This is a genomic window from Streptomyces sp. NPDC041129, assembly GCF_055592265.1.
The window spans coordinates 378,641-396,661 of the sequence record NZ_JBVIYV010000005.1 but is presented as its reverse complement, the minus strand read 5'-3'; the positions used below and the strand labels follow the sequence as shown (position 1 = coordinate 396,661).

Annotated in this window: 14 protein-coding genes and 1 tRNA gene; 12 read left to right on the top strand and 3 right to left on the bottom strand. The window is 72.3% G+C overall.

All coding sequences use genetic code 11. The annotated features are described in order from the left end of the window. Positions 1 to 2: 2 nt before the first annotated feature. Positions 3 to 3,311, bottom strand: coding sequence for an AfsR/SARP family transcriptional regulator (locus ACZ6B1_RS19715; RefSeq protein ID WP_468779987.1), 3,309 nt, complete (start codon positions 3,309 to 3,311; stop codon positions 3 to 5). 494 nt (positions 3,312 to 3,805) lie between these two features. Here ACZ6B1_RS19715 and ACZ6B1_RS19710 point away from each other — a divergent pair, with 494 nt between their 5' ends. From ACZ6B1_RS19710 to ACZ6B1_RS19655, 12 genes are all read left to right on the top strand, one after another. Continuing rightward, entirely contained in the window at positions 3,806 to 4,861 is a 1,056-nt protein-coding gene (locus ACZ6B1_RS19710) for an RNA polymerase sigma factor (RefSeq protein WP_468779985.1), read from the top strand. Between the two features lie 109 nt (positions 4,862 to 4,970). Beyond that, positions 4,971 to 5,900: an ABC transporter ATP-binding protein gene (locus ACZ6B1_RS19705; protein WP_468779983.1), complete on the top strand. Its 930-nt coding sequence runs from the start codon at positions 4,971 to 4,973 to the stop codon at positions 5,898 to 5,900. Then, the gene (locus ACZ6B1_RS19700; RefSeq protein WP_362037013.1) at positions 5,897 to 6,667 is read left to right on the top strand and encodes an MlaE family ABC transporter permease; all 771 of its coding nucleotides are present in this window, start codon (positions 5,897 to 5,899) and stop codon (positions 6,665 to 6,667) included. Before ACZ6B1_RS19705 ends, ACZ6B1_RS19700 begins: the two co-directional genes overlap by 4 nt. Positions 6,668 to 6,670: 3 nt before the next feature. Continuing rightward, positions 6,671 to 7,495, top strand: coding sequence for an MlaE family ABC transporter permease (locus tag ACZ6B1_RS19695; RefSeq protein ID WP_468779981.1), 825 nt, complete (start codon positions 6,671 to 6,673; stop codon positions 7,493 to 7,495). A 5-nt stretch (positions 7,496 to 7,500) separates the two neighbouring features. Beyond that, positions 7,501 to 8,763 (top strand): MCE family protein, encoded by a 1,263-nt coding sequence (locus ACZ6B1_RS19690; protein WP_468779979.1) that lies wholly within the window; start codon positions 7,501 to 7,503, stop codon positions 8,761 to 8,763. Next, a complete protein-coding gene (locus tag ACZ6B1_RS19685; protein WP_468779977.1) occupies positions 8,760 to 9,800 on the top strand; it encodes an MCE family protein in 1,041 nt (346 codons plus the stop codon). The genes ACZ6B1_RS19690 and ACZ6B1_RS19685 overlap by 4 nt, the downstream gene beginning before the upstream one ends. A 221-nt stretch (positions 9,801 to 10,021) precedes the next feature. Then, positions 10,022 to 11,044, top strand: coding sequence for an MCE family protein (locus ACZ6B1_RS19680; protein ID WP_468780145.1), 1,023 nt, complete (start codon positions 10,022 to 10,024; stop codon positions 11,042 to 11,044). Beyond that, a complete protein-coding gene (locus ACZ6B1_RS19675) occupies positions 11,041 to 12,150 on the top strand; it encodes an MCE family protein (protein WP_468779975.1) in 1,110 nt (369 codons plus the stop codon). The genes ACZ6B1_RS19680 and ACZ6B1_RS19675 overlap by 4 nt, the downstream gene beginning before the upstream one ends. Further along, positions 12,147 to 13,439 carry an MCE family protein gene (locus ACZ6B1_RS19670; protein ID WP_468779973.1) on the top strand — a complete coding sequence of 431 codons (1,293 nt, stop codon included), beginning with the start codon at positions 12,147 to 12,149 and terminating at the stop codon, positions 13,437 to 13,439. The genes ACZ6B1_RS19675 and ACZ6B1_RS19670 overlap by 4 nt, the downstream gene beginning before the upstream one ends. Further along, entirely contained in the window at positions 13,436 to 14,725 is a 1,290-nt protein-coding gene (locus tag ACZ6B1_RS19665; protein WP_468779971.1) for an MCE family protein, read from the top strand. The genes ACZ6B1_RS19670 and ACZ6B1_RS19665 overlap by 4 nt, the downstream gene beginning before the upstream one ends. Next, positions 14,722 to 15,195: a hypothetical protein gene (locus ACZ6B1_RS19660; RefSeq protein WP_468779969.1), complete on the top strand. Its 474-nt coding sequence runs from the start codon at positions 14,722 to 14,724 to the stop codon at positions 15,193 to 15,195. Before ACZ6B1_RS19665 ends, ACZ6B1_RS19660 begins: the two co-directional genes overlap by 4 nt. Before the next feature lie 34 nt (positions 15,196 to 15,229). Further along, positions 15,230 to 15,997: a hypothetical protein gene (locus tag ACZ6B1_RS19655; RefSeq protein WP_468779967.1), complete on the top strand. Its 768-nt coding sequence runs from the start codon at positions 15,230 to 15,232 to the stop codon at positions 15,995 to 15,997. Between the two features lie 141 nt (positions 15,998 to 16,138). Here the strand turns inward: ACZ6B1_RS19655 and ACZ6B1_RS19650 are convergent. Next, positions 16,139 to 16,215, bottom strand: a tRNA-Thr gene (locus ACZ6B1_RS19650). A 106-nt stretch (positions 16,216 to 16,321) separates the two neighbouring features. Then, positions 16,322 to 17,956 (bottom strand): alpha/beta hydrolase, encoded by a 1,635-nt coding sequence (locus tag ACZ6B1_RS19645; protein ID WP_468779965.1) that lies wholly within the window; start codon positions 17,954 to 17,956, stop codon positions 16,322 to 16,324. Positions 17,957 to 18,021 lie beyond the last annotated feature (65 nt).

Genomic DNA, 18,021 nt, shown 5'->3' with positions numbered 1-18,021 from the left:
GGTCAGCACACCGGGGTGCCCGCCACCAGCTCCCGCAGCTCCTCAAGGACCGCCTGCTCGTCGGTGCCGTCCAGCGCCGCGAGGGCCGCGCGCCAGACGTCGCGCGCCTCCGTCCGCCGGCCCTGCTCGCGCAGCAGCAGCCCGTGCTGGTGGCGGGCCAGGCCGCCCATGTAGCGGTCGGCTCGGGCGTCGGCCCGGCGCAGCAGCTCCGCGCACTCCCGGGTGGCCCGCTCGGTCTCGCCGAGCCGCCGCAGCGCGCGGACCAGGCCGAGCCGGGTCTGCGACTCGCCGTGCCAGTCGCCGTGACCGCCGAGGATGCGCAGGCTCTCCTCGAAGTGCCGTGCGGCCGCCGCCGGTTCCCCGAGGGTGAGGTGGGCGTACCCGATGTTGCAGTGGGCCGAGTGCCGCACGAGGACCGCGCCGATCGCGTCCCCGATCGCCAGCGAGCGCCGGTGCCGCTCGATCGCCGCGCGCGGGTCGGTGTGCTCGTAGAGGTTGCCGAGATGGCTGTGGGTGACGGCCTCCCCGTAGGGGTCGTCGAGCTGCCGGGAGTAGGCGAGGCTCTGCCGCAGTGCCTCCTCGGACTCCGCGAACCGGCCGAGCCCCTCCAGCAGCAGCCCGCGATTGTTCAGGCTGCGCCGGATCCAGGAGACCCTGCCGAGCCGCCGCCAGATCGCGAGGGCCTCCTCGGTGAGGGCGAGGGCGTCGTTCTGCCGGCCGGTCAGGAAGTGCAGCCCGGCGAGGTCGCCCAACGCGTACGCCTCCGCCGCCGCGTCCCCGAGCCCGCGCGCCGCGCCGAGCGCGGCCCGCCCCAGCACCTCCATCTCGGCCACCCGGCCGCGCCGCAGCACATAGGGGAAGAACAGCCGGACCAGCACGGAGAGACCGGCGGCCCGGTGTCCGTCGGCCGTGCCGGCGTTGCGCTCCACCAGCGCGACGACGTTCTCCAGTTCCATGTCGCCCCAGGCGAAGGCCTGATCGGCGGACTCGAAGACCGGCAGGGCCGCCACGTCCGCCGCGTGTCCCGGCGGCTGCGCCGAGGTGGGCCGGCGGCGGTCGTCCTGGTCGAGGCCGGGCTCCACGACGGCGGTCAGCACACGCTCGGCGGCCGCCGCGTACCAGCGCAGCGCGGTGAGGTCCCGGTCGGCGCCGGTGGCCGGCCCGGCACTCGCGCCGGCCAGTTCACGGGCGAAGTCACGGACCAGGTCGTGCGGGGCGTAGCGGCCGTACTCCGTCTCCTCCAGCAGGGCCACGTCGACCAGCCGGTCCAGGGCGGCCTCGGCGCGGCGCTCGTCGGTACCGGTGAGGCGGGCGACGAGCAGGGCGCCGTAGGTCGGCAGGTCGAGTTCCCCGATGCGGCGCAGCACGAGGGCCGCGTCCCGGTCGGCCTCGCGTTCGGCGGCCGCGAGTGCGTCATGGGCCACCGCGAGGGACCGGCGGACACTCAGGTCGTCGTACTCGAGGTGGGGCAGCCTGCTCCCGGAGGCGGCCAGTTGACCGGCCAGCACGTCCGGGGCGAGGGCGCGACGGGCGGCCAGCCGGGCGGCGACCACCCGCAGCGCGAGGGGGAGCCTCCCGGTCAGCTCGATCAGGGCGTGACCGGCGTCGAGCTCCTCGCGTCCGCTCACGGCCCGCAGCAGCGCGGCGCTGTCCTCCCCGGTCAGCGGGCCGAGCGGGAAGCGCCGGGCGCCGTCGAGGGCGGTCAGCGGCGACCGGCTGGTGACGACCACCGCGCAGCCGGGCCCGGCCGGCAGCAGGGGCCGCACCTGGGCCGCGCTCGCCGCGTCGTCGAGCATCAGCAGGACGCGGGAAGGGGCGAGCAGGGAGCGGAGCAAGGCGGCTGCGGCGTCCGGGTGTTCGGGGATGCTCCGGGGTTCGGCACCGAGGTCGCGCAGCAGCGCGGCGAGCGCCTGGGCCGGGGTGAGCGGGGTCATGCCGGGTGTGGCGCCGTGCAGGTTGACGTAGAGCTGGCCATCGGGGAAACGATCCCGCAGCGTGTGGGCCACGTGCAGCGCGAGCGCGCTCTTGCCGACGCCCGCCATACCGCTGATCACGGCCAGACGGCCGCCCCGGGCGGCGAGAGCCTGCCGCAGGTCGTGGCATTCGGCGGCCCGGCCAGTGAAGTGAGGTGGTGAGGGCGGGAGTTGGGCCGGGACAGGGGCCTGGAGCGAAGGTGACGCCGGGTCCCCGGACGGATGCGGGGCCGCGTCCGCCCCGCACGCGTCCCGCACGCCGGCGGTGCCGCTGACGCCCCCGGCGTCGAGCACCTGTGACCCCTGCGGGGCGGAGGCACCACGGGTGCGTACCGGTGTGCCACGGAGGACAGGGACGGCCCGCCCCCCTCCGGCCGGTGCGCGAGCACCGCGGGCCGCCGGGCCGCTGTCGGCCGGGGCGTAGCCGTGCGGAGGAGTGCTTCCCGGTTCGCCCGTCTCTCCCCGTGCCGGTGCCGGGAACTCCCGCAGGACCTCCAGATGGGCCTCGCGGACCGCCGGACCGGGCTCGACGCCGAGCTCCTCGATCAGGCGGGCGCGCAGGTCGCGGTGGACGGCGAGTGCCTCGGCCTGCCGGCCGGTGCGGTGCAGGGCGAGCATGAGCCGGCGGTGGTAGGCCTCGCGCAGCGGATGCTCGGCGACGAGCGCCGCCAGCTCCGGCACGATGTCGGCCAACCGCGTCCCACCGAGCGCGAGTTCGGCGTCGTACCGCCACTCCAGCAGAAGCAGCCGGGCCTCCTCCAGGCGCTGCACGAGGGCGTGGCCGCCGAGGTCGGCGGAGAGTCCGCCGAGCGGAGCGCCGCGCCAGAGCGCGAGTGCGGAGGTCGCGGCACACACGACGCTCCGCCAGTCCTCCCGGGCGTGGGCGGCACGTGCCGCGGTGACCCCGGCGTCGAACACGTGCACGTCGAGCTCGCCCTGGTCGACGCGCAGCAGATAGCCGGGCGCCACGGTTCTGAGCCGCTCGGGGTCGTCCAGGAGCCGGCGCAGCCGGGTGACGTGGTTGTGCAGCGACGCCCGCGCGGAGACGGGGGGCGCCCCGCCCCACAGGGCGTCCTTCAGCGACTCGGTCGAGACGACCCGGCCCGCCTCCAGCAGCAGCGCGGCGAGCAGCGCCCGCATCTTGGGGCTGCCGATGGCGCGCGGCTGGGTGTCGGCGCCGCCATCGGGGGCAGTGTCGTAGGTGCCGGGATCACCGTGGGGTTCGCCGTGCGGTTCGGCGCAGGGGTTGTACGAAATCCCGTACGGCTGTCGGTCGTACAGGGCGGGCGGCCCCAGCAGTCCGAACCGCAGCTCGTACCGCCGCTTCACGCTGCCCACTGCCTTCCCGCGGTCCTGCTTCCGGCCTGCCGATCGGCGGCTTGCGGACGAACCGTTGGCCACATGTTAGCGATCTGTTGGCAAGCCCTGATCTGATCATTCCATCGGATCCGGTCCGACGGCGCGCGCGTCGCACGCGTAACTCGGGGGAGTGTCGCCGCAGGCCTGGTCCGGGGACGCAGAAGGACCCCGGTCGGCGGAGGTGACCGACCGGGGTCCCGTCCCGCCCGCCGCCCAGCGGGGACCCCTCAGCCGCAGTGCACGTTGCCGGCGTCCCGTCCGACCCACAGGACCCCGACGCCCCCGTGGATGCCGACTGGTCAGGATCGCGAGGCGAGCACAATCCGGCACCTCACGCCCCGGAACGGCCCGCTGACCACCGGCAACGACTGGAACACGATGGCCGTCTCCCCCTCCACAACTGCCACTACTCGGCGGTAATGTCGCCGCCGTCGGAAAGCACCGGACCGGCGGGTGAGTGCGAAGGGGCCCTCATGGCGACGGACATGCCTGCGGACACCGCGGCCGCCGACCAGCGCTGGCAGCGCATGTGGAGTCATCGCGAGCAGTTGCTCAAGGTGGCCCGGCGGCGATCCATGAGCCAGGAGGACGCCGAGGACGCCGTACACGAGGCGATGCTGCGAGCCGCGGAACGTCCTGACCTCGACGACGAGCGGCTCGGTGCCTGGCTGACGACGGTGACGATGCGGCTGTGCGTCGACCGGCACCGGCAGGTCAACCGCGAGGCCGAGGTCGGCAGTCGCCCCACACTCGTCGCGCCGGGCCCGGTACCCGTCGAGGAGGCGGTGTGCGACCGGGCCGAGGCGAGGTGGCTCGCCGTGCGAAGCGGGGAGTTGCCCGCCCGGCAGGCGGAGGCGCTCCGGCTGAAGTCCGAGGACCTGGACGTGAGCCAGGTCGCCGTGCGGATGGGGCTCAGCTACCGGACCGTCGAGTCGCTGCTGGCCCGGGCCCGGCGGACGCTGCGCGCCTCGCTGGCCGGGACACTCGGGCTGGTGCTGTGGCTGACCGGGCGCGGGCGGCTGCGTGGGGGCGGCAATGCCCAGGCGGTCGCGGTCACCTCGACGGCGGCGACCCTGGCGATGGCGGGGTTCGTGCTGCCGTACACGCTTGACACGGGCGGAAGCGGGAACGGTCCGGCGCCGCGGCCGGCCGTGTCAGGCGCCGCGCGGGTCCCGGGCAGCGGGGCCACGGAACGGGAGCACGCCCCCAGGACGCCCGCCCCCTCACCCCCGGCGCCCGGAGCCCGGGGCCGGACGCCCGTACCCGCCGGGGGAGCGTCCCTGCCGCTGCCGGTGGCCGTGCCTTCGCTGCCCGACGTGTCCGCGTCCCCGCTCCCGAAGCTGGCTGCGCCGCGAGTCCCGCGGGTACCCGGGGCGCCCAAGGTGCCGGACCTGCCGACCGCCGTGCCGGACCCGCCGACGAGGTCGGTCGCCCCGTCGCTTCCCCCGGCCTCGGCCGTACCGGCCGTTCCGCTCTCCGTCCCCGCCCCGAGGACGCCGTCGCGCACGCCGTCGCCGACGCTGCCGTAGCGCCCGTACACGCGTCCGTAAAAAAATTTCTCGTCCGCCGCGACGGACGCCCCTCGCCTCCCCGTAGAGCAGATGTCGGAGCTGCTTCACGGGCGAAGGGTGATACCGGATGGGTGTCGAGATCTGTGTGGAAGGGCTGACCAAGTCCTTCGGCCACCAGGTCATCTGGCAGGACGTCTCGCTGACGCTGCCCGCCGGGGAGGTGTCGGTGATGCTCGGCCCCTCGGGGACGGGCAAGTCGGTGTTCCTCAAGACGCTCGTGGGGCTTCTGAAGCCGGAGCGGGGCTCGGTGAAGGTCGCGGGCCGGGACATCACCCGCCTGCGCGAGCGCGACCTGTACGAGGTACGGAAGCTGTTCGGCGTGCTGTTCCAGGACGGCGCGCTGTTCGGCTCGATGAACCTCTACGACAACATCGCCTTCCCGCTGCGCGAGCACACCCGCAGGTCCGAGAGCGAGATCAGGCGGATCGTCCTCGAGAAGATGGACATGGTCGGGCTGATCGGCGCCGAGGAGAAGCTGCCCGGCGAGATCTCCGGAGGTATGCGCAAGCGGGCCGGACTCGCCCGTGCCCTGGTCCTCGACCCGGAGATCATTCTGTTCGACGAGCCGGACTCGGGCCTGGACCCGGTCCGCGTGGCCTACCTCAACCAGCTCATCGTCGACCTCAACGCGCAGATCGACGCGACCTTCCTGATCGTCACCCACGACATCGCCTCCGCCCGCCAGGTCCCGGACAACATCGGGCTGCTGTTCCGGCGCGAGCTGGTGATGTTCGGGCCCCGCGAGCACCTGCTGGCCAGTGACGAGCCCGTCGTGCGGCAGTTCCTGAACGGCCGGATGCAGGGGCCGATCGGCATGGCGGAGGAGAAGGACGCGGCCCAGGTCGAGCAGGAGCTGGCCCAGATCGACGAGGACGGCCCGGGCGACGCGCTCACTCCCCGGCTGCTCCCCGGCCCCGGCATCACCCGCCCGCCCCGCTGGGAGGCGATCGCGAGACGCGAGGAAGAGCTGCACGGGACGGGGGTGACGAGCCCATGAGGCTCTCCCCTGCGGGTGCGCTCCGGCACTCGGGCAGCCTCTTCGCGATGGCGCTGGACGTGGTCCGGTCTCTCCCCCGACGGCCCTTCCAGGCGAGGGAGTTCATCCAGCAGGCGTGGTTCGTCGCGAGCGTCACGATCCTGCCGACGGCTCTCGTCTCGATCCCCTTCGGTGCGGTCATCGCGCTGCAGATCGGCAGCCTCACCAGGCAGTTGGGCGCACAGTCCTTCTCCGGTGCCGCGTCCGTGCTCGCCGTGCTGCGGGAGGCCTCGCCGATCGTCACCGCCCTGCTGATCGCGGGCGCGGGCGGCACGGCGATCTGCGCGGACCTCGGGGCGCGCAAGATCCGGGACGAGATCGACGCGATGCAGGTGCTCGGCATCGACCCGATCCACCGGCTCGTCGTACCGCGGGTGCTGGCGTCGATGGTCGTGGCCGTGCTGCTCAACGGCCTCGTCTCGGTGGTCGGTGTCGCGGGCGGCTACTTCTTCAACGTCGTCCTCCAGCACGGCACGCCCGGCGCCTACCTGGCGTCCTTCACCACCCTCGCCCAGCTCTCCGACCTGTGGGCGGCGGAGATCAAGGCGCTGGTGTTCGGGGCCATCGCGGCGATCGTCGCCTCGTACAAGGGGCTGACGGCACAGGGCGGCCCGAAGGGCGTGGGCGACGCCGTCAACCAGTCCGTGGTGATCACCTTCATGTTGCTGTTCGTGACCAACTTCGTGATGACCGCCGTGTACTTCCAGGTCGTCCCGCAGAGGGGTTAGCCGATGAGACCGCGAGAACTTCTCGATCGCCCCTTGCGCTCACTCGAAGAGCTGGGCACGCAGCTGTCCTTCTACGGACGCTCCCTGGCCTGGACGGGCCGCACCCTGCGCCGCTACAAGAAGGAGGTCCTGCGGCTGCTCGCCGAGGTGAGCTTCGGGCGCGGCGCGCTCGCCGTCGTCGGCGGCACGGTCGGCGTGATCGCCTTCCTGTCCTTCTTCACCGGAACCGAGGTCGGCCTCCAGGGCTACGCGGCCCTCAACCAGCTCGGCACCTCCAACTTCGTGGCGTTCCTGTCGGCGTACTTCAACACCCGGGAGATCGCCCCGCTGGTGGCCGGACTCGCCCTGTCCGCGACGGTCGGCGCCGGGTTCACCGCGCAGCTCGGTGCGATGCGGATCAGTGAGGAGACCGACGCGCTGGAGGTGATGGGCGTCCCGTCGCTGCCGTTCCTGGTGACGACGCGGATGATCGCCGGCTTTGTCGCGGTGATCCCGCTGTACGTGATCGGGCTGCTGTCCTCGTACCTGGCGGCCCGCACCATCACCACCGGCTACTACGGGCAGTCGACCGGCACGTACGACCACTACTTCCACCAGTACCTGCCGCCGGTCGACGTGTTCTGGTCCTTCGGCAAGGTGATCGTCTTCGCCCTGCTGATCATCCTGGTGCACTGCTACTACGGCTACCACGCGAGCGGCGGGCCGGCCGGTGTCGGCGTCGCGGTGGGACGGGCGGTGCGGACCTCCATCGTCGCCGTCAACGTCCTCGACTTCTTCCTGAGCCTCGCGATCTGGGGCGCCAACACGACCGTACGGATAGCGGGGTGAGAGCGGTGCGCACGCACAGAACGAGACTCAGGGTGTACGGCATCGCGTTCCTCGCCGTGCTCGCGCTGCTGCTGTCCCTCGCGGTCGCCGTCTACCGGCAGGCGTTCACCTCCGTCGTGCCCATCACCCTGGAGGCCGGCACCCTCGGCAACCAGCTCGACCCACGCGCCGACGTCAAGCTGCGCGGGCTGCTGGTCGGCGAGGTGCGCGAGGTGCACGCCGACGGCACGAAGGCGACCCTCGACATCGCGCTCAAGCCGCAATACGTGTCGTACATCCCCGCGGACGTGCACGCCCGGCTGCTGCCCAAGACGCTGTTCGGCGAGAAGTACGTCGACCTGGTCGCCCCCGCCGGCGCCGCGCACCCGCCGGCCCGGCCCATCCGTGCGGGCGACGTCATCACCCAGGACCGCACGAAGGCCGGCATCGAGGTGCAGCAGCTGATGAACGACCTGCTGCCGCTGCTGCGTACGGTCCGGCCGGGTGAACTCAACGCCACGCTCTCGGCGTTCGCCACCGCGCTGGAGGGCCGCGGCGACCGGATCGGCGACAACCTCACCCGGGTCGAGGGCTATCTGCGCCGCCTCAACCCGCACATGCCCTCCCTCAAGGAGGACATCACGCGGTTCGCGGACGTCGCCGAGGTGTACGGCGACGCCGCGCCCGACCTGATGCGGATCCTGCGCAACACGGTCACCACCAGCCGAACGATCGTCGAAAAGAAGGACCAGTTGGCATCGGCTCTGCGCGCGACCGCCTCCGTGGCGGGCACGGCGAACGACTTCCTGTCCCAGAACGGCGACCGCCTGATCACCCTGGGCCGGGTCTCCCGCCCCACGCTGGAGCTGTTCGCCCGCTACTCCCCCGAGTACCCGTGCCTGTTCCGGGGCCTGGTCCGGCAGGAGGAGGCGTCGCAGGACGCGTTCCGGGGCGGCGAGATGCGTATCACCCTCGAGGTCGTCCGGCCGCAGGGGGCGTACCGGCCCGGCGAGGAGCCGGTGTACGGCGAGCGGTCCGGCCCGAACTGCCGCGGCCTGCCGCATCCGCAGGTGCCCGGGCCGAAGCCCCGTCTCGACGACGGTACGTCGGCCGGAGGCACCGGCGGAGCGCTCCCCGGAGGTGCCGGCGCCTCCGCCACCAGAACCGAGCAGCGAGCCGTCGGTTCGCTCGTGGCCCCGGTCATGGGCGTCCCCGCGGACCAGGTGCCACCCGTGGCGACCCTGCTGTTCGGGCCGCTCGCACGCGGGACGGCGGTGAGTGTCGCATGAGCGGGTCAGGAGCCCGGCAGACCGCCGCCCCGCTGGTCAAGTTCAGCCTCTTCGCGCTCGTCACGATCGCGGCGACGGCGCTGCTCGCGGCCACCATCGTGAACGTCTCCTTCACCCCCAAGGACACCTATCACGCGGTGTTCACCGACGTCACCGGGCTGGAGACCGGCGACGACATCCGGGTGGCCGGGGTGCGGGTGGGAGAGGTCGAGGGCATCCGGATCAAGGACCGGACCCTGGCGGAGGTCACGTTCACCGTCGGCGCGGACCGGCCCCTGCTCGCCGGGACCCACGCGGTCGTCCGCTACCGCAACCTGGTCGGGCAGCGGTACATCGCGCTCACCGAGGGCACGGGCGACGTCAACGCCCGGCTGCGGCCGGGCGGCACCATCCCGCGGTCCCGGACCCAGCCGGCGCTGGACCTCAACGCCCTGCTGAACGGCTTCAAGCCGCTGTTCGCCGCGCTCAGTCCGAACGACGTCAACCAGTTCGCCACCGAGATCGTCCGGACCCTGCAGGGCGAGGGCGGCACGGTGAACAGCCTGCTCGCGCACACGGCCTCGCTCACCAGCACCCTCGCCGACCGCGACAAGCTGATCGGGTCGGTGATCGACAACCTCAACACGGTCCTGGAGACGCTCGACAAGCGCGGCTCCCGCTTCTCCGGGCTGCTCACGCAGCTGCGCCGGGTGGTCTCGGGGCTGTCCGCCGACCGCAGGCCCATCGGGGAGTCGCTGGTCAGCATCGGCGACCTCACGGACGTCACGTCGGGGCTGCTGAAGGACGCGCGTCCACCGCTGAAGAACGACATCGCCGGGCTCGGCGATCTCACCGGAACGCTGAACAAGAACGAGAACACCGTGGAGGGCGTCCTGAAGCGGCTGCCGAACAAGCTCGAGAAACTGACGGGCACCGCCTCGTACGGCTCGTGGTTCAACTTCTACCTCTGCGACTTCGACGGCCGGATCGTGCTGCCGAAGACCAAGCAGGTGATCACCCCGGAAATGCACGTGGCGCGGGCGAGGTGTGGCGGATGAGCATGCGCATCGGGCGGCGCGCCGCCCGCCGCCCCGAGCCCCTGGTGAAGGTCCGGGTCCTGCCGCCGAAGCTGCCGAGACCCCCCAGGCTCCTGCCCAGGCGCGCACCCCGCCCCGAACCCCTCGTGAAGGTCCGGGTCCTGCCGCCGAAGCTGCCGAGACCCCCCAGGCTCCTGCCCAGGCGCGCACCCCGCCCCGAGCCGCTGATCAGGGTCAGGGTGCTGCCGCCCAAGCTGCCCAGGATCCGGCTCGGGCGACCACGCCTGAAGCCCTTCCGTGAGCGCAATCCGGTCGTCCTGGGCGCCGTCGGCCTCACCGTGCTCGCTCTGCTCACCGTCGCCGCCTTCAACGCCGACAGCCTGCCGCTGATCGGCGGCGGCGACACCTACAGCGCGGCCTTCTCCGAGGCCGGCGGGCTCAAGCCGGGCGACGAGGTACGGATCGCCGGGGTCAAGGTCGGCAAGGTCGACGGCGTCGACCTGGACGGCGACCACGTCAGGGTGACCTTCAAAGTGAAGGGCCGCCCGGCGTTCGGTACCGACACGGGTGCGTCGATCCGCGTCAAGACAATCCTCGGCGCGAAGTACCTGGCCCTGTACCCGAAGGGGCCCGGCCGGCTGAAGCCGGGCAGCGAGATCCCGCTCCGGCGGACCGTGTCGGCGTACGACGTCGTCCAGGCCTTCAGCGACCTGACGACCACCACCGAGGAGGTCGACACGGACCGGCTCGCGAAGGCACTGGACACGATCTCCGTCACCTTCCAGGACTCCCCCGGGGAGGTGCGGGCGTCGATCAAGGGGCTGTCGCGGATCTCCCGGACCGTAGCCGCCCGTGACAAGGCGCTGCGCGGACTCCTCGACCACGCGAACGGAGTCACCAAGGTGCTGGCCGGTCACACGAAGGACTTCTCCGCGCTGGTGAAGGACGGTGACGCCCTGTTCAAGGAGATCGGCAAGCGGCGTGCGGCGATCCACAAGCTGCTCAAGAGCTCCGCGCTGCTGGGCATCGAGCTGTCCGGCCTGGTCGACGACAACAGCAAGGAGATCGGGCCCGCGCTGAAGAACCTCGACATCTTCGTGACGATGCTCGAACGCAACCAGGCGAGCCTCGACCGCAGCGTCCGGCTGCTCGCCCCCTACGTGCGGCTCTTCACCAACACCCTCGGCAACGGCCGCTGGTTCGACTCCTACATCCAGAACCTGGTCGCCGCCCCGGTCACGCCACGGACGGGAGGCACCCGATGACCCGCAGACTCCTGGCCCTCTTCACCGCGCTCGCGATCCTCATCGGCCTCGCCGTCCTCCTCTGGCCGGGCCCCGGCCCCGTCCGCGTCACGGCGTACTTCCCGCGCACCGTCGGCATCTACCCCGGCTCCGACGTCCGCGTCCTCGGCGTCCGTATCGGCGAGGTCAGGAAGATCACGCCGGAGGGCGGCCGGGTGAGGGTGGAGCTGGAATACGACCGGGGCCGCAGGATCCCCGCCGACGCGCAGGCCGCCATCGTCAACTCCTCCGTGGTCAGCGACCGTTACGTGCAGCTGCTGCCGGTGTACCGCAAGGGCGCCGTGCTGCGGGACGGAGACGTCATCCCCGAGTCCCGTACGGCCGTCCCCGTCGAGCTGGACCGGATCTTCGACAGCCTGCACACCACCGCCGAGGCACTCGGCCCGAACGGCGCCGGCAAGAAGGGCTCACTGTCCCGGCTGCTCGGAGTGAGCGCGGACAACCTCCAGGGGCAGGGCGAGAACCTTCACCGGACGGTGGAGGACCTGTCCCAGGCGGTCACCACGCTGTCCGGCGGACGTGGCGACCTGTTCGGGACCGTGCGGAACCTGCAGGTGTTCACGGCCGCGCTGGCGGCGGACGACACCAGCGTGCGGTCGTTCAACACCGACCTCGCCGTCGTTTCCGGGCAGCTCGCCGGGGAGCGCAAGGATCTCGCGGCCGCGCTGAAGTACCTGGCCGCCGCACTCGGCGACGTGTCCGGCTTCGTGAAGGGCAACAAGAAGGCGCTGGCCTCGGACGTGAAGGGCCTGGCCAAGGTCACCAAGGTCCTCGTCACCCAACGGAAAGCTCTGGAGGAGCTGTTGACCGTCGCCCCCACGGGTCTGTCGAACCTGCAGAACGCCTACAACCCCGCCGCCGGCACCCTCGACACCCGCAACAACGCGCAGCTTCCGCAGGATCCGTCATCCCTTCTCTGCTCGATCCTGAAGACCACCGGCAAGGACCACGACGACTGCGCCGGACTGAAGAAGCTCTTCGACACCCTCCCCAAGGTCCCGCCGGCTCCCGCTTCGACGGGCACGGTCGACAAAACCCTCGGCGGAATCCTGGGGGCACCGGCATGAGCGCGCGGCGCAAGGTGCGGGTGGCCGCCTGGACGGCGGTCGGCTCGCTGCTGCTGACCGGCTGCGAGTTCAACGGCTGGTACGACGTCCCGCTGCCCGGCGGCGCCGCCTCGGACGGTCGCGCCTACCACGTCACCGTCGAGTTCCGGGACGTCCTGGACCTGGTGCCGCAGTCGGCGGTCAAGGTCGACGACGTCACCGTCGGCACGGTCGAGAAGGTGGAACTGGACGGCTGGCACGCACGCGTGCGGCTCAGGGTCGCCGACTCGGTGAAGCTGCCCGGCAACGCGGTCGCCGATCTGAGGCAGACCAGCATGCTCGGCGAGAAGTACGTCGCCCTCTCCGCACCGGCCGGCACGCGGCCCGCCGGACGGCTCCGCGACGGCGACCGCATCCCGCTGTCCCGCAGCGGCCGCAACCCGGAGGTCGAGGAGGTGCTGTCGGCCCTGTCCGCGCTGCTCAACGGAGGCGGGGTGGCCCAGCTGAAGACGATCACCGTCGAGTTGAACAAGGCCCTCGGCGGCCGCGAGGACCGGGTCAGGTCCCTGCTGAAGCAGCTCGACACGTTCCTCGGCGGCCTCGACGACCAGCGGGCGGAGATCGTGCGCGCGCTGAAGGGCGTCGACCGGCTCGCGAAGCGGCTGAAGAGGGAGAAGAAGACGATCGCCCTGGCCGTCGACACCATGCCGCCCGCCCTGAAGGCCCTCGCCGACCAGCGCAAGGACCTGACGAGGATGCTCACCGCCCTGTCCGGGCTCGGCAGGACCGCCACCAGGGTGGTGAACGCCTCCCACGACGACACCGTCGCGAACCTGAAGAAGCTCCAGCCCATCCTGCGGGAGCTGAACAAGGCGGGCGACGACCTGCCCGGCTCCCTCGAGATCCTCACCACGTACCCGTTCCCGCGCAACGCGACGGACGCCGTCAAGGGCGACTACGTCAACCTGAAGATCACCGCCGACCTCGACCTGGCGGACCTCTACGGCAAGGTCACCGGCAAGCCCGGCAAGGACGGGAAGTCCCCGGCCCCCGGGAAACCGCGTCTCCCCGGTGTCCCCACTCCCACCCCTCTTCCGTCCCTCCCCTCCATCCCGCCCCTGCCGTCGACCCCGTCCCTGCCGTCCACCCCGTCCCTGCCCTCCGCACCTCCGACGCACTCCGGCGGCGGCACCCTGCTGTGCCCGCCGGTGTGCAGCGCCGCCTACGGAACCGGGGGCGGCTCGCGTCGCCTCCCGCCGGGGGTCGATCCCGGCCTCGCCGAGCTGTTGCTGAAGGGGATGCTGCTGTGATCACACGTACGGTCAAGGCCCAGCTGCTCGCCTTCGCGGCCGTCACCGCCCTCGGGGTGTCGTACGTCGGCGCCCGGTACACGGGCCTGGTGGACGACGTCCTGCACCGCGGGTACACCGTGCGCGCCGACTTCGCCGAGTCGGGGGGCATCTTCTCCGGCGCCGAGGTCACCTACCGGGGAGTGCCGGTGGGCCGCGTGGGCGATCTGCGGCTGACCGGGTCCGGGGTCTCGGTGGCGCTCAAGATCGAGGACGGCGCCCCGCGGATCCCGGCCGACACGCTCGCGGTGGTGGCCGACCGTTCGGCGGTGGGCGAGCAGTACGTCGACCTCCAGCCGCGGCGGTCGGGCGGGCCGTACCTCATGGACGGCACCCCGATCCCGCGCAGCCGCACCCGGACCCCGCTGCCCGTCACCGCCCTGGTCCTCAGCCTCGACCGGCTGGTCGACTCCGTCGGCAAGGACGACCTTCGGGTCACCGTCGACGAGCTGGGCAAGGCGTTCGCCGGCACCGGACCGAACCTGAGCCGGCTGGTGGACTCCGGCGACGCGCTGGTGGAGTCGGCGTCGCAGTCGCTCCCCCAGACGGTCTCGCTCATCGAGGACTCGCGGAAGGTGCTCAAGACACAGGCCGACCAGGGCTCGGCCATCAAGTCGTTCTCCCGTGATCTGGCCGCCCTCACCGAGCAGTTGAAGTCGAGCGACGGCGATCTGCGCCGGCTGATCGGCAACACGGCGCCCGCCGCGCGGGAGGTCGACTCCCTGCTGAGGTCCACGCGGCCGAACGTGCCCGTCCTGCTGGCCAACCTCGTCAGCGGCGGCCAGATCACCGTGGCGCGGCTGCCCGGCGTCGAACAGGCCCTGGTCACGCTCCCGCTCAATGTCGCGGGCAGCTACACGGTCATCCCCGGCGACGGCACCACCCACTTCGGGCTGACCGTGAACGCCGACGACCCTCCCGCGTGCACCCAGGGCTACGGCACCCAGCGGCGCGATCCCGCCGACACCGGCACGCGCCCGGCGAACACCGACGCGCGCTGCACGGTACCGCGCGGCAGCAAGACCTCCGTGCGCGGAGCGCAGAACGCGCCCGGCGCGACGACCGGTCGGTACGGCGCCGACCAGGCCGCGTTCGTGGCCCCGTACGACCCGGAGACCGGCACCGTGACCGGCCCGGACGGAACGTCCGTCGAGATCGGCTCGACGGGTGGGGAACAGACCGTGTTCGGAAAGGAGTCGTGGCAATGGCTGCTCGTGGGACCGATGGTGCGAGAGGCGGACGCATGAGGCTGCTGTCGGCGGGGCTCGTCGCCGCGACCGTGCTGACGGCCGTGCCGGGTGTCTGGCTGGGCCTGAAGCTGTCCGACCAGCGCGCGGCGGAACAGCGCCGTCAGGACATCCTGGCGGCGGCCCGCCAGTCGGCGCTGAGCTTCACCTCGCTCGACTACCGGCACTACGACCGGGACAGCGGCAATGTGCTGAAGGGCGCCACCGGCCAGTTCAAGAAGGAGTTCGCCGCGCAGACCGCGCAGCTGACGAAGCTGGTCGCGCAGAACAAGTCGGTGTCCGAGGGGCAGGTTTTGGAAGCGGGCATCGTGCGGTCCGACGCACGCTCGGCCCGGGTCCTGGTCGTGGCCGACAGCAAGGTGAGCAACACCGCCGCGCCCGGGGGCCAGCCGCGCACCTACCGGCTCCAGCTCGACCTCTCGCGTGTGTCCGGCCGGTGGCTGACCTCCGACGTCGCGTTCGTGGGCTGACCGATCCGTGAGTCCGTCGATGAGGAGAGACACCGTGGCGAACCCGACCGCCCGCACCCGCGGCACCGGCTCACCGGCCCGCCGCACCATGACCGCGGCCGCCCGCGCGGCAGCCAAGCGCGCCGGGCGGCCGGCACGCCCCGAGCGCGGTACCCACCAGGAAGAGCGCGCTCCCGCCGGGCGCAACCTGCTCGTCGAGCCCCCGGCGAACGGCTGGGAGGACCCGCCGGAGCCCGAGTCGTTCGAGTCGCCCGAGTCGCCCCAAGGGAAGCCAGAAGACGGCGCATCCCCGCGGAAGGCCGGACCGAGCGTGCTCACCGCGGTGCTGGGCGTCATCCTGGTGGCGGCCCTGGCCGCGGCCGCCGTACTCGGGTGGCAGTACCGGCAGGAACGACAGGCGGAGCAGGCCCGCGCCGAGGCCCTCGCGGCCGCGCGGAAGGCGGCGCCGGTCGTGCTGTCGTACGACTACCGGCACCTGGACCGGGACTTCTCCCGGGCCCGCGCCCTGCTGACCGGGCACTTCCGCGACCAGTACGGCAGGACCACGAAGGCCGTGGTCGCGCCGACCGCGACGAAGTACCACGGCGTGGTGAAGGCGACCGTGGCCACACCCGCCGACGGCGGCGCCCCGGCGGTGTCCGTCGTGTCGGCCGCACCGGACCGGGCCGTCGTCCTGCTCTTCGTCGACCAGGTGACCCGGAGCACCCAGGTCCCCAAGCCCCGGCTGGACCTGAACCGGGTGCGTATGACGCTCACCCGCACCTCCGACGGCTGGAAGGTGAGCGGCGTCGACGCCCTCTGACCAGGCCGCGGAAGTGCCCTCGCGCTGTCGCGCGGGGGCACTTCCGCACGCCCCCCCGGTGCGGCGTCCGGGATCGCCAGGGACAGGAGCCGGCGAGAACAACAAAAGACCAGGTCACGCTTTACGCGACCTGGTCTCCAGTGGAGCCGCTTTCGGGATTCGAACCCGAGACCTACGCATTACGAGTGCGTTGCTCTGGCCATCTGAGCTAAAGCGGCGCGCTGCCCGCACCATGGTGCGATCAGCAACGTCGGTAAGTCTACACAGTTTCGCGGGGTGCTTCGCACCCGCCCCGGAGCAGGGGGCTCCGGGGCGGAGGCGAGGCTATGAGCAGCGTTTTCCGGGGGACGGCGGGGTGCCGTTGAGGAGGTAGGCGTTGATCGCCGAGTCGATGCAGGAGCTGCCGCGGCCGTAGGCCGTGTGGCCGTCACCGACGTAGGTGAGGAGACGGGCCGAGGACAGCTGGCCGGCCAGGGACCGGGCCCAGCGGTAGGGGGTCGCCGGGTCGCGGGTGGTGCCGACGACCACGATGGGGGCGGCGCCCTTCGCCTCGATCCGGTGCGGCTCGCCGATGGCCTTGACCGGCCAGTACGCGCAGTTCAGCGCGGCCCAGGCCAGGCCCGCGCCGAAGACCGGGGACGCCTTCTCGAACGTGGGCAGCGCCTTCTCCACCTGCTCGGGGCCGGTGAACGCGGGCGGCAGGTCGAGGCAGTTCACGGCGGCGTTGGCCATCATCAGATTGCTGTACTGGCCCTTGGCGTCGCGTTCGTAGTAGCTGTCGGAGAGGGCGAGCAGGCCCGCGCCGTCGTTCTCCCGCATCGCCGAGGTCAGCGCCTCGCGGAGCTGCCCCCAGGCCGCCTGGTCGTACATCGCGGCGATCACCCCGGTGGTGGCCAGCGACTCGCCGAGCTTGCGGCCGCTCGAGTCACCCGCTGGGACGGGATGGGCGTCCACCTTGCGGAAGAACGCCCTGAGATGGTCACCGACCTGCGCGGGAGTCGTGCCCTTGCCGCCGAGCGGGCAGTCGGACCGGTGCACGCAGTCCTTCGCGAACGCCTGGAACGCCGTCTCGAAGCCGGCCGTCTGGTCCAGGTTGATCCTGCGGGAGTCGAGGGAGGGGTCGATCGCGCCGTCCAGGACCAGCCGGCCCACCCGGTCCGGGAAGAGGCCGGCGTACGTCGCGCCGAGGAAGGTGCCGTACGACGCCCCCACGTAGTTCAGCTTCGCGTCGCCGAGCACCGCCCGCAGGATGTCCATGTCCCGAGCCGCGTCGACGGTGGACACGTGCCGCAGCAGCCGCGCAGAGCGCGCCCCGCAGCTCTCCGCGAACTTGCGGTACTGCCCGACCAGCGCGTTCGTCTCCTGCCGGTCGTCGGGCGTCGTGTCGGTCTGGGTGAAGGTGTCCATCTGGCGGCCGTCGAGGCACTCGACCGGCTCGCTGCGCGCGACGCCCCGCGGATCCATCGCGACCATGTCGTAGAGCGCGCGGACCTCGGCGGGGTAGCCGATCCCCGCGTATTGCTCCAGGTAGCCGATGGCCGAGCCGCCCGGGCCGCCTGGGTTGACCAGCAGCGAGCCGAGCTTGTCCTTGCCGGTCGCGTTCTTGCGCGCGACGGCCAGCTTGATGTCGCCCGCGCCGGGGTCGGCGTAGTCCAGCGGCGCCTTCATCGTGGCGCACTGGAAGCCGGGGACACCGCAGGCCCGCCAGCGCAGGTGCTGGCTGTAGTACGGGGCCAGCGCGGAGGGCGTGGCCCGCGGCAGCGCGGCCAGCGCCGCCTCCGCCGCACCGGTGGACGTCGTGGTCGAACTCCCGGCGGAGCAGGCGGACACGAGCAGGGCGGCGGCCGCGATCAGGGCGCCCGTGACGCGGGCCGTCGCCCGGGATCGGGGCCGGGTGCGCGTTCCGGTGCGGGTCCGGCCGGTCCGGTGGGGACGGCGGAGGGAGGGCCAGGTGTGCATCAGGCGATCGTAACGCTGAGCGACGTGATGAGTACGCTACGTACGAAGCGTGGCCTCGTACGGAG